Here is a 13230-nt window from a genome sequence, read left to right as displayed (position 1 = left end):
GTAAATTCGCCGGTTTTTGTGGATATGACCGGCGATTTGTTGTTACCCAATGTTAACGATTGTGAAATATATAAGTTTGGCATTGCTGCAATTAAGCTCCAAATCTAGGCTATCTCTGTTCATCTGACGGCAAAACGGTGAATGCAGGGTCGCGTGCCTTGTCCTGCAACCGATGCAGGCAGTCATCGCGGTATCTCGGGATAACACTGGAAGTGGACGAAATGAACAAGAGCAAGGGTAGGCAGCTTCCGCCAGATCCGCTATTGCCTTTGGACGAATCCGAGCTCGGGCTTGACGATCTGTTCGTGGCCAGCGCCAGGCAAGACCTGGCCAGCATCGAGCAAGCGCTGGCAAGCGGCGACTACTGTGCCATGCAGCAGACGGTGCACCGGCTGAAGGGAGCGGCCATGATTTTCCGCATGACAGCGATGGTCGACGCCACGCTGCATATCGAAGCCGTCCTGAATACGGGACTGGCCGTCGATCATGCACAGCTGGCTGCGGCCTGCCTCGCCTTGCGTCGCCAGGTTGAACTGCTTTAGGGCCTGTTAACATTTGATTTGGGAACCCTCCGGGAACGGCTGCAGGCGTCACATGCCGTTGTTGTAACTCCTTGCCGTAGCACCGCTACGTCGCGTCGTTACGCCTAGGCCTGTAACGCCTGCCGCGCGTTCGCACTCCCAAATCAAATGTTAACAGGCCCTAGCAGCATCGCTATCCTCTAAAACGGCTATAGTCTCTATATCAAATCCCAACTTGATATGGAGAGCTCATGGCGTCTGTACATCTACAAAGCAGCACTGGCTATGTCCAGCAAATCCAGGCCCGGTCGCACCAGTTGCAGGCCGATGAACCGCTCGACAACGGCGGTACCGACAGCGGCCCGGCGCCCTATGAACTGCTGCTGGCCGGACTGGCAGCCTGCACCTCCCTGACTTTGCGCATGTACGCCGACCGCAAACAGTGGGAGCTCGGCCTGATCGATGTGCGGCTGCGCTTTTCGCGCGACGAGCAAGGGCGGGAAAGGATCGATCGCACGGTCGCCTTTGGCGCCTCGCTCAGCCCGGAACAGATCGGCAGGCTGGGGGAAATCTGCGAGAAGACGCCGGTCACCAAGACCATCAGGCAAGGTACGGAAATCCTGACCACCTTGAATCCGGCTCGGCTTGAGCCGCACGCTTGACCCATCCTGAGGAGAAACGCATGTCAAAGATCGTCGGAGTGGCCGGTAGCCTGCGCAGCGGTTCGCTGAACGCTGCCTTGCTGCGTGCGGCAGCCGAGCTGATGCCGGCCGGCTCGGCGCTGGAAATCGGCACCATCAAAGGGATTCCGCTGTATGACGCGGACCTGGAACAGGCCGAGGGCATCCCGCCGGCGGTGGCGCTGCTGAAAGAACAGATCGCGGTGGCCGATGCGCTGCTGCTGGTGACGCCGGAATACAATAATTCGATGCCGGGCGTGTTCAAGAACGCGCTCGACTGGCTGTCCCGGCCGCCGGCCGACAGCGCCCGCATTTTTCGCGGCCGCCGGGTAGCGGTGATCGGCGCTTCGCCTGGCGGCTTCGGCACCGTCCTGTCGCAGAACGCCTGGCTGCCGGTATTGCGCACGCTGGGCATGCAGCCTTGGTTCGGCGGCCGGCTGATGGTGTCGCACGCCGGCAAGGCATTTAACGAAAACGGTGAGCTGGTCGATGAGCAGGTGCGCGAACAGCTCAGGGAATTCAACCGGAATTTTGTCGAGTTTCTGAAAAACTGAAATGAAATTCAAAGATTATTACAGCGCCCTTGGCGTCGAACGCACGGCCAGCGCCGCCGAAATCAAGCAGGCTTATCGCAAGCTGGCGCACAAATACCATCCGGATGTCTCCAAGGATCCGGCCGGGGAAGAAAAATTCAAGGATATCGCGGAAGCATATTCGACTCTGAAGGATACGGAAAAGCGCGCCGCCTACGACCAGCTGGGCAGCCACCAGCCCGGTGAAAACGTTGAGCCGCCGCATGCCTGGCAGCAGGGGTTCAGCGATGGCGGAACTTCCTTTGGCGATGTCGACATGGCCGACATCCTGGCCGCTTTTGCCGCCTCGCGCCAGGGCGGCCGGCCGCGGCCGAGCAGGGGCGAGGACTATGAAGTCAATACCCCCATCACGCTGGAGCAGATTTACGACGGCGGTGAAACCGATGTCCGGCTGAGCATGCCTGAATACGATGAGCACGGCAAATTGCACCGGGTGCCGCGCACCTTCCGGGTCCGCATACCGAAAGGCGCGGAAGACGGCCAGCGCCTGCGCTTGTCAGGCAAGGGCGGGCAGGGCCGCGACGGCGGCAAGCATGGCGACCTGTATGTGATGATGAAGCTGATCCCGCATCCCCTGTACCGGGTTACCGGCAAGGACCTGTATTTCGATTTGCCGCTGACGCCGTGGGAAGCCGTGCTGGGCGCGGTAGTGCAGGTGCCGACGCTTGGCGGCAAGGTGGAATTGAATGTTCCCGCCGGTACCGCCGCCAACCGCCAGTTCCGCCTGGCCAAGCGCGGCCTGCCGTCCGCCAGCGGCGAATCGGGCAACCTGTATGCGGTGGTAAGGATAGAAGTGCCGCCGGCGCCCGCCGCGCGCGAGCGCGAACTGTTCGAACAGCTTGCTGCCGAATCGACATTCAATCCGCGCCAGCATCTTAATTAGGAGGGACGCCAATGACTGCTCTGCTAGTAGAAGCCGTTTGGTTAAACGACATTGCGTTGTGTTCGCTGGATGAGCTGGCGGAATTTTCCGGCCTTAGCCACGACGAGCTGGCCGAACTGGTGGCCATCGGCGCCATCGAACCGGACCGGGATTCCGCTCCGGCTTACGTGTTCCGCGCGCAGACCATCGTGCTGGCCAGGACGGCGCGCCGCCTGCGCGACGATTTCGAGCTCGATACGCACGGCGTAGCGATGGCGCTCAATCTATTGCAAAGGATACATGCGCTGGAAGCGCGGCTGGCGGCAATGGATGCCAAGCTGCCGCATCTGAGTTAGCGCATCAGGCGCATGCGGCGGATTTTCCGTGCGGTGTGCCCGGTGGTGTCACGTGCGATAGTGTTGATCTTTTTTTGTCATAAATACATCGCCATTTCATTACTTGATGTCGCGGGCGATGCCGAGATGATGCCGCATCAGGGCGGACGCCCATTCCCGGTTGCCGTTTTCCAGCGCCTGGATGATTTGCAGATGTTCCTTGCATGAATCGATCTGGCGTGGATTGCGCTGAAATGCGATATGTTCGCTGACGCGCCGGAGCTGGTTTTGCTGCTGCACCGCCTGCAGCACGAAACGGTTGTTGGAGAAACGCGCCAGCATTTCGTGGAAAGCGGCGTTGAGAGCAAAAAATGCGCTGGCCGAATGATCGGCCGGCGCCTTCTGCAATAATTTTTCATGCGCCAGGCGGCTGTTCTGCAGCTGGGCGGCGTCAACCTTGAACGTGCTCTCCAGCAGCCCGCCGCACTCCACCATGATCCGGAACTGGTAGCTCTCGGCCATCAGTTCCGGCGAGCCTATCGTCGACGGGAAGTTCCAGCCCTGGCCGCGGCGTTTCTCGATCAGGCCGTCAGCCGCCATGCGCACCAGGGTTCCCCTCAACAGGCTGCGCGGCACCGCGTAGCGCTCCAGGAAATCCGTCTCGGTCATGGTGTCCGGCAGCAGGTTGTTGGCGCGGTCGTCGATCAGGCGCAGATACAAGGTGTCGCCGCTGATGCCGCCGACCACCATTTCCGCGGCTGTTTCAGGCAGGGTGTTGCTGCTGACGAAGTAGCCGCTGTTGACGTGATACTCCAGCAGCTCTTGCTCCGCAACCAGGCGCAACGCCGCCTTGACAGGCGTCCGCGAGACGTCGAACTGGCTGGCCAGGCCTTCTTCGGTGAGATGGGTTCCGGCCGGCAGTTCGCCGGTCGTGATCTGCTGGATCAGCCGGTTTGCCAGGTCAAGCTGCAATGGGCTGGGACGGCTGGGTTTTGTCGTTTTGCTCATTCTGCGCCGCTATTAGGTTTACATTCGCTCAATGTTAAATGATTAATATCATATGAGTAAACTGCAGGGCAAGCGACATATACGCATGCAATGGATAAGATTAGTCTTAAAAGGTAACATTGAATTGATTTTATCAAAAAGTTAATACAACATACTTCGAAATTGTCGATTAAACAATTTTGGAGGTTTATGTATGGACTGCAAGGCGACGCTCACTGAGCCCTTCCCGCAGGTAGATACCTGCGGCTCGCCCTATCAGCGCGGCCGGCAGCACGGCGCGGCGGTGCCCGAGCGCATCGTGCGCAGCGCCGGCCTGTATCGCCGGCAACTGGCGCGGCATAACGTCTGCGCTGAACGCCAGAGCACGCTGGCGCTGGGAATGCGGCCGGCAATCGAGCGCTTCGATCCCGACTACCTGGAGGAAATGCAAGGCATTGCCGATGGCGCCGGAGTGCCGCTGGAGGACGTCATCCTGATCAACTGCCGTACCGAACTATTGTTTGGTCACGGCGAGCTATCGGCGATATGCCAGGAGCTGGACGACCGCTGCGCCAGCCTGGCGGTATTGCCGGAAAATGCAGAAAGCGGGCGCCTGATGCACGCCCACAGTTCGGACTGGCGGGAAGAGTGCCTCGATACCGGCATCGTCTTGCGGATCAGGCGTGGCGGCAGCCAGGACGAGCCAGACCTGCTCATGTTTACCGGTGCCGGCAGCCTGGCGCGGCACGGCTTCAACAGTGCCGGTGTGTCCCTGACGGGCGGTTTCCTGGGCTCCGACCGCGATTACCGCCTGATGGCCGGCGTGCCGCTGGTGCTGGTGCGGCGCAAGATGCTGGAAGCGCCCAGCATGGGCGCGGCCATGAAACTGCTTTGGCAGACGCGCCGCTTTTGTTCCGGCAACCTGATGCTGGCCCAGGCCCGGGTCAGCGCCGACAGCCAGCATGTCGGCGATGCGGTCAGTCTGGAATGCGCGCCGGATGAAATTTTCTGGCTGACGCCGCAGCACGGCTTGCTGGCCCATGCCAATCACTGGCTGTGCCCGGTTGCGCGCAGCAGGCTGAACGGGCAGGGGCTGGCCGTCAACCCGGATTCCTTATATCGCCAGCAGCGGGTGGAGACGACGCTGCTGCAAGCCATCAACCAAGGCCCGGGAAAAATCAGCTGGGCAATGGCAAAGAAGGTGCTGGCGGACGATTTCCCCGATCTCGGCGGCGCTTTTCGCAAACCCTATGGTGAAAATGCCGATGCCCGGCCCGCCACAGCCGTGACGACCCTGATCGACGCCGCCGGCGGCGCCATGTGGATAGCGCGCAAACCACATCAGCCGCACGCTTTCGTCGAATACCGCTTATAGCCAGACGCGGCCGGTCGGCCGGCGTAGCGGCGTCAGTATTCCTTGATGGCCTCAACGCTGACATGCAGTGTCACCGCATCGCTGACAAAGGGGACATAGCGTCCAAGCTTGTAGTCGCTGCGCAGGATCTTGGCGGAGCCGTTGGCGCCGCAGGCTTGTTTGCCGTAAATGAGCATGAAGCGGCAATTGAAATTGCTGATCTCCAGCGTTACCGGATGCGTGATGCCCTTGATCGTCAGGTCGCCCTCGATTTGCGTCAGCTGCTGTTCTTCAAAATGCAGGCTGGACGATGTGAAGCTGATCTTGGGATAGTTGGCGGCGTCGAAGAAGTCGCCGGAGCGCATGATCTGGTTGAAGCCGTCGCTGCCGGTGCTGACCGAGGCGGCGTCGATCTCGATGTCTATGCTGCCGCTGTGGCTGGCCAGGTCGATTTCAATCGAACCGGAAGTACGGTCGAAGCGGCTGCGCTGCGTCGACAAGCCCCAGTGGCTGTACTCGAAATAGGAAAAAGTATGCTCCGGGTCGATCAGGTAGCGGTCGGCGGCGCTGCAGACGCCGGCGCTGAATGCCAGCGGCAGCAGCGCAGCGCGCAGCAGCAGCCTGGCGGCGGGCAGGATTGCAGATGGCTTTGCGATGGACGGCGTCATGGTATTGGATGAATGGTCGGTGGCTACAGGCATCATGCATCAGTCGATATCGATACGCTACAGCTTCGTGGTTATTCTTGTCTGAAAGCATTTAAAATGCCACTCTGCAACTGCGGCTGCAATTTGAGAATGCGGCGATATCCCATGCAGTTGATTGCGTTTTAACCATCACAACTTACACCGGAGCGTCAGACATCATGTATGAACTGTATATCGCCAATAAAAACTATTCTTCCTGGTCGCTGCGTCCATGGGTGCTGATGCGTGAGCTTGGTTTGGCGTTCAAGGAACACGTGGTGCCGTTTGCCGATGGACTTCCCGGCTCCAACTGGGATACCTTCCGCAGTTTTTCGCCGACCGGCAAAGTGCCTGCGCTGAATGACGGCGGCACGGTCGTCTGGGATTCGCTCGGGATAGTCGAATACCTGGCCGAACGCCATGAAGGCGTCTGGCCCAGCAATCCGCAAGCCAGGAGCTGGGCGCGCTGCGCCGCCGCCGAGATGCATTCCGGTTTCGGCGCCTTGCGTGAACGCTGCACGATGAACTGCGGCATCCGGGTGCGCATTGAGCATGTGCCGGAAGCGCTCAAGTCGGATATCGCGCGGCTGGATGAATTGTGGAACGAGGGCCTGGAGCGTTTCGGCGGGCCGTTCCTGGCGGGGGCGAATTTCAGCGCCGTCGACGCCTTCTTTGCGCCGGTGGCTTTCCGCATCCAGACCTACAACCTCAAGCTGGGCCCCGCAGCGCATGCTTATGCAGTGCGTCTGCTCGATTTGCCGGCGATGCGGCAATGGCAGGCAGAGGCTTTGGCGGAATCGTGGCGCGAACCTGGCCATGAAGCCGAAGCCAAGGCGGCAGGGACCATCCTGGAGGATCTGCGCAGCGCACCTTCAAAGTGAAGCCGAACGGCGTAGCGTGCCATAATATCGCGCATGTTTACGCGTAACGACGACAAGCTGCTGCATATCACCGATTCACTCGCGATCCCGCTCAGTGAGATCGAGATCAGCGCCGTCCGCGCCCAGGGCCCGGGCGGCCAGAATGTCAACAAGGTGTCGTCGGCGATACACCTGCGGTTCGATATCCGTGCATCGTCGCTGCCGGAGTTCTACCAGGAAAAGCTGCTGGCCCTGAACGACCAGCGGATTACCAAGGACGGCGTGCTGGTCCTCAAGGCGCAGCAGTCGCGCAGCCAGGAAAAGAACAAGGGCGAAGCCCTGTTGCGCCTGCAGGAACTGCTGCTGAGCGTGACCGTGATTCCCAAGAAGCGGCGGCCAACCGCGCCCAGCCGCAGTTCCCAGCTCAAGCGCGTCGACAGCAAGACCCGGCGCGGCAAGGACAAAGCCATGCGCGGCAAGGTCCATCTTTGATCCTTATGCCGGCATCAGGCGCAGGCGGGTAATTTCAGATGGCGCAAACAGCCGCTTTGGCGGCCCCCAGTAGCCGGTGCCGCGGCTGGTATACACCCACAGGTTGCGCAAGCGGTTGAGGCCGGCCGTATAAGGCTGTTGCAAGGGCACGAACAGATTCCACGGGAAGAACTGGCCGCCATGGGTATGGCCTGACAGCTGCAGGTCGAAGCCGGCATCGGCAGCCGCAGCCGCCGAACGTGGCTGATGCGCCAGCAGCAGTTTCAGCGCCACGCCCGGCGGACTGCCGGCCAGCGCCGCATGCGGATCGCTGCGTTCGGCTTCGTCAAAGTGATGGGCGCTATAGTCGGTGACGCCGGCCACCAGCAGCGATGCGCCCAGGTGCCGGATGACGACGTGCTGGTTCATGAGCACGGTCAGCCCAAGCCGGCGCACCTCTGCCACCCATTCCGGCGCGTTCGAATAATACTCATGGTTGCCGGTGACGAAGTAGGCGCCGTGGCGAGAGCGCAGCTTGGCCAGCGGCGCCGTGTGCGCCGACAGTTCCCGCACGCTGCCGTCGACCAGGTCGCCGGTGACCGCGATCAGGTCCGGCTGGAGGGCGTTGACCTTGCTGACGATGGCGTCCAGGTAATTGTGCTTGATGGTCGGGCCGACATGGATGTCGCTGATCTGCACGATGCTGTAGCCGTGCAAGGCGGCCGGCAAGCCGCTGATCGGAACGTCGACATCGACTACCGCCGCCAGGCGGCGCGCATTGAAAAACCCGACCAGGCTTGAAACCGCGGCCAGCGCCAGCACGGCAAGCGCGCTCCAGAATGCAAATTGATCGTGGTCCAGCTTGAACAGGGGCGACAGCCACAAGCCCAGTTCGCGCAGCAGGGTTGCCAGCAGCAGCGATGAAAAGATCCCCATGGCCAGCATGCCGGCCCACGCCAGCCGGTCAGACAGCGGCTGGCTTCGGATGCCCCTGGCCAGCATGCCGGCGGGAATCAGTAAAAACGATAGCAGCAGCCAGCCGCCTAGCAATATTTGCAAGAACGGGATGGCGGACAGCGCCGGCATCAAGAGCAAGCCGATCAGCGTATGCAGCACGCCCAGCAAGAACAGAACAAGCACGATGGCGAAGCGCGATGGCATGGGGAAACCTGTGAGAAAAATGAATGGGTGGCAACGAGCGGTGACTTGCCTGGAGTCCATATTAGGGCGCGGGCGCCGGCTTCAATAGGCGGGAGCTTATATAAAGCGCGAGATGTATTCGGGAAACAGCCGGCTTATTCCAATATAATCGGGCAATTCACTCTTTAACAATCACCAATATTTGGTGCTTTTCCGTTAGTTATGCCCCTTTTGAAGCGAAATCCTGTCATTTCCCGCCTGTTTTGTACTGTCTGTTTAGCTGGGCTGCTGTCGGGGCTTGCGTATGCGGGACCGGCGTCGGCCGCCGCGGCCGTTGCCGATAGCGCCAGCCCGGCCCGGCCGCGCATCGGCCTGGTGCTGTCCGGCGGCGGCGCCCGCGGTTATGCCCACCTGGGCGTGCTGCAGGCGCTGGAAAAAATGCATATTCCTATTGATTATGTTGCCGCCACAAGCATGGGGGCGGTGGTCGGCGGCTTGTATGCGAGCGGGCTGTCGGTCGACGAACTGGACCGCATCCTGACCGAGACCAACCTGAGCGATATTGCGTTTGACCGCAACGAACGCGCGGACCTGCCGCAATCCCAGCGCGAGGACGATTATCAATATCCTATCGGCCTGTCGGCCGGCTACGGCGACGGCAAGCTGAAGCTGCCGGCCGGCCTGGTGCAGGGTAATAACCTGCTGGCGCTGCTGCAAAACTGGACCCCGCAGCTGCCGGCGAATATTTCGTTCGACAAGCTGCCGACGCCGTTTCGCGCCGTGGCGACCGATCTCGGCAGCGGCGCTGAAGTGATCCTGAGCCAGGGTTCGCTGCCGCGCGCAATCCGCGCCAGCATGGCGGTGCCTGGCCTGTTCGCGCCGCTCAAGCTGGATGGCCGCACGCTGGTGGATGGCGGCCTGGTGGGCAATTTGCCGATATCGCTGGCGCGCAGCATGGGCGCCGACATCATCATCGCGGTCAATATCGCCACCGACCTGCAAGATCCTTCCACCCTCGAATCGCCGACCGCGGTGGCGCAGCAGATGGTGACCATCCTGATCCAGCAGAACGTCAAGCATGAGATCGACACACTCAAGAAACAAGATGTGCTGATCGAACCGAACCTGGGCGACCTGTCGTTTGCCGATTTTTCACGCGGCAAGGATGGCGTCAAGGCCGGCTACGATGCGGCCGAGCGGCAAAGCGCCAAGCTGGCCGCGCTGGCGCTGCCGCCGCAGCAATGGAAAGAATATCTTGCGGCGCGCAGCGGCGGCGGTCCGGTGCTGGCGCAAGATACCCATATCGATGCGATTGAAATCCATAGCAACGGTCGGGTGCCGACGGCGGTGGTGCGCCGGGCGCTGGAAGTCAAGGAAGGGGATTTCTACAATCCGGTGGCGCTGAACAAGGACGTGGCGCGGCTGGCGACCAACGGCGATTTCAAAAGCGTGACGCAGGAACTGGTGAGCGAGAACGGCCGCAACGTGCTGAAAGTGGATGCCGATGCAAAATCTTGGGGGCCGCACTTCCTGCTGTTCGGTTTGGGCGTGTCGAACAATTTTGACGGACGCGGCGACTTCAACCTGCAGATCGGCCATCGCTTGCCGTGGCTGACTGAAAGCGGCCTGGAGTGGCGCAACGATGCCGTGCTGGGCAGCAAGCAGGCAAGCCTGCACACAGAACTGCGGCAACCTATATGGAATACGGTGGGCCTGTATGTCGCTCCGTACGCTGAATACGGACGCCGTCACATCGACCTTTATGCGGATGAAGGCGCGGTCACTTCAAAAACTGTTCCGGTGACGGCCTACCGGGTTGATACAACCAGGGTCGGCGTCGACCTTGGCATCCCGGTCGGACGGCTGGGAGAGTTTCGCGCCGGCGTGAATTATCAGTGGCTGTCTGCCGCTCCTGCATATAACCTGCCGGTCGAATTTGCACATCTGATCGGTGTCGACTCCATTTTCGATAAATTTCAGATAAACCAGCCGGTGGTCCGTGCTCAGCTCACTATCGACCAGCTCGATGACCCGCTGTTTCCGCGCAAAGGTTACTACCTGTCCGCAGTCAGCAATGTCGGATTCGGCGGCGCCGCGAACAGTTATAGCGATGCGCAGGGCAAGGCATTGTGGGCGGCCAGCCGCGGCCGCAATACGCTGAACCTGGCGCTGGAGGCGGCCGGCACCTATGGCAACGAGACGAACGACGCTACCGGCAACGGCGGCCTCGGTTTTTCATTGGGAGGTTTTCAACACCTGTCGGCCTACGCTCCAGACCAGTTCAACGGCAACTACCTGCTGTATGGCCGGTTGACCTACCTGCGGGACATGCCCGAACTGAACCTGCCTGGCCTACGCAATACCGTGCTCGGCAGCAGCCTGGAAATGGGCGACATCTGGCAGACGCGCGAGGCGTTCGGCACCGGATCCTACAAGAAAAGCGCGAGCATGTTCCTGGGCGGCAGCAGCTTCCTTGGCCCCCTGTATTTCGGCGCCGCAATCGCGCCGCGCGGCGTCTGGAACCTGTATCTGCAACTGGGTCGCGTATTCTAGGACCGCCGGCGCATGGCGCGCATCAAGCCTTGTCGGCGCCGCGCACCCGCCGCGGCGGCACCGGCGGGTAGCCGAAAAATTCCAGCACGCTGTTGGTGACCTGTTCTCGGTCATTGTCGATACAAATCATGTGGTAGCTGTTTTCCAGCACCACCACGCGTACATCCGGCAGCGCCGCCTGCAGGAATTCAGCCGATTTCAGGCTGGTCAGTTCATCTTCGCGCGCATGCACCACCAGCGTCGGACAGGTAATCCGCTGCGCCCCGGCCAATACCTTCTTGCGCAGGCGGTCGACCTGGCGGATGCAAGCCAGCGGCACCCAGCGATAATGGAAATTGTCGCCGCGCGCAAACTTGGCCTTGACGATGGCGCGCACCGTGGCGTTCTTGATGCCGAACGGTTCGTCTTCTTCCACTTTCATCCTGCTCGCCATGCCGGGAATGCAGTACACCAGGTGCCGCAGCTGGCGGTACCAGGGAGTTGACCAGCCATCGATGAAGACCGGCGGCGCCAGGGTCACCAGCTTGCCCTTGCTGTGCTGCACCCGTTCGCACAAGGCCAGCGCCAGCAGCGAACCCAGGCACATGCCCATTACATGGAAGGTATCGTATTGCGGCGCCAGTTCGCGGTAGCTGGCGGTGACCGTATCCAGCCAATCCTCGTAGCTGACCGGCACCAGGTCTTCCGGCTGGCTGCCGTGGCCGGGCAGGGTGACGGCGTGGGTTTCCACGCCGGCGCGCTGCAGCACCTTGTGCATCGAACCGAGATCGAATTGGGTGCCGCCCAGGCCGTGAATCAGCAGGGCGCCGGTGCGAACGCTCATATGACAACAGGCCCTGGGCCCCGTTGCCGCGCGTCCTCCTTGAGATTGAGGCGCCAGGCGCCGGCCACCATCGCGACCGACTCGTCGGCGTCCAGCAGCACTGCGCTCATATCGCTGACATGGCTGATTTCTCCCGCCGGCAACAGCAGACGGAAAGCAAGGTCGGGGCGGGCGTCGTCGTCGCTGTCGTCCAGCCAGCGGCGGCGCAATTGCTGGCGGTCGTCGGGATGGACATGCGCCAGCACCTGGTCGAGATCGCTGAAAGCGGCGTTGCCGATGCCCAGCAATCCTTGCAGGTCGCCGTTCCAGCATAGTTTTTTGCTGTGCGGATCGATGCTGTAGACCAGTTGCCGGCTGACGGTCAGCGCCAGTTCGACGTCGCTTTTCCATTGCGCGGCGTCTTCGTGCAATTGTTCGCGGGTAGTCTTGAGGGCGCTGATCAGCAGGCAGAGCAGGGCGGCGACGGCAAGGTACAGCTGGGCCTCCAGCAGCGAATGCTTGGAATAGGTATCGGCAAATGCGGCGAACGGTCCTTCGCCCTGCACCGTGTTAAGCAAGGCAAAGAAAGCCAGCATGGCAACCGCCAGCGAGCCGCCGCGGCCGCCCCACAGCAAGGTGACTACGGCAGCGAAAAACAGCGGGATGTAGGTCAGCGCAAAATTGACGCCGGCCGAAAATCTGCTGATGCTGGTGCCATCGAAAATCACGAAAGCCGTTACCCCAAGGGCCAGGAATGCCGCCAATCCCAGCAAGAAATCGCTGCGGTCCATGCCGCCCGAACGCATGGCGTGGAAATGCGACCAGCCGGCCAGCACCGGCGTGACGATCAGGATACCGACCAGGTCGGACGCAGCCCAGATGCGTGCGGTGGGCCAGAACGGCGCATGCTGCACCAGCGTGAACCAGGCCGCGCCGATCGCGGCGCTGATCGCGCTGCAGGCGACGCCGGCGATCAGCAGGCCGCGCACGAAATACAAACCTTCCATCGGCAGCTGCGCCTTGCGCACCAGCGCCACCACGATCGCGGCGATGCCGATTTCATCCAGGGCGAACAGCGCCACGCGCAGCAGGTTGCGTTCTTCGATAACGCCCAACAGCAGCTGCGCCAGTGCGAAACCTATCAGCAAAGGCAGCCAGCGCGAAGTCGTGGTCAGCATGAATGCAGCGACGGTGACGCCGGCCGGCAGCCAGATATAGCCGGTGGTCGCAATCGGGCCGTTGAGCTGATGCGACATATAGCCGGTGACCAGGTAGAGCAAGCCCCACAGCAATGCTATGACAGTCTGGTTGGTCAGTTTCACGATGGATATCCTTATGGCGTTGACGTTCTTGCGATCTGAAAAACACGGCGGGCAAGAGGTCGCT

14 protein-coding genes are annotated in these 13230 nt (G+C 61.2%); 9 read left to right on the top strand and 5 right to left on the bottom strand.

Annotation, left to right across the window (positions count from 1 at the left end; genetic code table 11):
* Positions 1 to 221: 221 nt before the first annotated feature.
* The 5 genes from BM062_RS04330 (at position 222) to BM062_RS04310 (ending at position 3012) form a co-directional block, all read left to right on the top strand.
* Entirely contained in the window at positions 222 to 542 is a 321-nt protein-coding gene (locus BM062_RS04330) for an Hpt domain-containing protein (protein ID WP_092393729.1), read from the top strand.
* 230 nt (positions 543 to 772) lie between these two features.
* Positions 773 to 1183: an OsmC family protein gene (locus BM062_RS04325; protein ID WP_092393726.1), complete on the top strand. Its 411-nt coding sequence runs from the start codon at positions 773 to 775 to the stop codon at positions 1181 to 1183.
* A gap of 20 nt (positions 1184 to 1203) precedes the next feature.
* Entirely contained in the window at positions 1204 to 1755 is a 552-nt protein-coding gene (locus BM062_RS04320; protein WP_092393723.1) for an NADPH-dependent FMN reductase, read from the top strand.
* A 1-nt stretch (position 1756) separates the two neighbouring features.
* Positions 1757 to 2677, top strand: a complete 921-nt coding sequence (locus BM062_RS04315; protein ID WP_092393720.1) for a DnaJ C-terminal domain-containing protein — start codon at positions 1757 to 1759, stop codon at positions 2675 to 2677.
* An 11-nt stretch (positions 2678 to 2688) separates the two neighbouring features.
* Complete coding sequence (locus BM062_RS04310) at positions 2689 to 3012, top strand: chaperone modulator CbpM (protein ID WP_092393717.1); 324 nt, start codon at positions 2689 to 2691, stop codon at positions 3010 to 3012.
* Between the two features lie 99 nt (positions 3013 to 3111).
* Here the strand turns inward: BM062_RS04310 and BM062_RS04305 are convergent, their stop codons facing one another.
* Positions 3112 to 3999, bottom strand: coding sequence for a GntR family transcriptional regulator (locus BM062_RS04305; protein ID WP_092393714.1), 888 nt, complete (start codon positions 3997 to 3999; stop codon positions 3112 to 3114).
* A gap of 193 nt (positions 4000 to 4192) precedes the next feature.
* Between BM062_RS04305 and BM062_RS04300 the strand changes: the two genes are divergently transcribed.
* Positions 4193 to 5353, top strand: a complete 1161-nt coding sequence (locus BM062_RS04300) for a C45 family autoproteolytic acyltransferase/hydolase (RefSeq protein WP_092393711.1) — start codon at positions 4193 to 4195, stop codon at positions 5351 to 5353.
* A 32-nt stretch (positions 5354 to 5385) separates the two neighbouring features.
* Here the strand turns inward: BM062_RS04300 and BM062_RS04295 are convergent, their stop codons facing one another.
* Complete coding sequence (locus BM062_RS04295) at positions 5386 to 6036, bottom strand: YceI family protein (RefSeq protein ID WP_254784908.1); 651 nt, start codon at positions 6034 to 6036, stop codon at positions 5386 to 5388.
* A gap of 161 nt (positions 6037 to 6197) precedes the next feature.
* Here BM062_RS04295 and BM062_RS04290 point away from each other — a divergent pair, with 161 nt between their 5' ends.
* Together BM062_RS04290 and arfB are read left to right on the top strand one after the other, a co-directional pair.
* The gene (locus BM062_RS04290) at positions 6198 to 6899 is read left to right on the top strand and encodes a glutathione S-transferase family protein (RefSeq protein WP_092393708.1); all 702 of its coding nucleotides are present in this window, start codon (positions 6198 to 6200) and stop codon (positions 6897 to 6899) included.
* 33 nt (positions 6900 to 6932) lie between these two features.
* Positions 6933 to 7370 (top strand): alternative ribosome rescue aminoacyl-tRNA hydrolase ArfB, encoded by a 438-nt coding sequence (arfB, locus tag BM062_RS04285; RefSeq protein WP_217647564.1) that lies wholly within the window; start codon positions 6933 to 6935, stop codon positions 7368 to 7370.
* Positions 7371 to 7373: 3 nt separating this feature from the next.
* On the opposite strand, the gene BM062_RS04280 is transcribed toward arfB, so the two are convergent.
* Positions 7374 to 8510, bottom strand: a complete 1137-nt coding sequence (locus tag BM062_RS04280) for a metallophosphoesterase (RefSeq protein WP_092393705.1) — start codon at positions 8508 to 8510, stop codon at positions 7374 to 7376.
* Positions 8511 to 8711: 201 nt separating this feature from the next.
* Here BM062_RS04280 and BM062_RS04275 point away from each other — a divergent pair, with 201 nt between their 5' ends.
* A complete protein-coding gene (locus BM062_RS04275) occupies positions 8712 to 11042 on the top strand; it encodes a patatin-like phospholipase family protein (protein WP_092393702.1) in 2331 nt (776 codons plus the stop codon).
* A gap of 22 nt (positions 11043 to 11064) precedes the next feature.
* Here BM062_RS04275 and BM062_RS04270 read toward each other — a convergent pair whose 3' ends face one another.
* Positions 11065 to 11865, bottom strand: a complete 801-nt coding sequence (locus tag BM062_RS04270) for an alpha/beta hydrolase (RefSeq protein WP_092393699.1) — start codon at positions 11863 to 11865, stop codon at positions 11065 to 11067.
* Entirely contained in the window at positions 11862 to 13166 is a 1305-nt protein-coding gene (locus tag BM062_RS04265) for an MASE1 domain-containing protein (protein WP_092393696.1), read from the bottom strand. The genes BM062_RS04270 and BM062_RS04265 overlap by 4 nt, the downstream gene beginning before the upstream one ends.
* Positions 13167 to 13230 lie beyond the last annotated feature (64 nt).

Source organism: Collimonas sp. OK412, assembly GCF_900112135.1.
Classification (GTDB): Bacteria; Pseudomonadota; Gammaproteobacteria; order Burkholderiales; family Burkholderiaceae_D; genus Collimonas; species Collimonas rhizosphaerae.
Note: the sequence above shows the minus strand (reverse complement) of the source record. Positions and strands in the feature narration are given on the sequence as shown.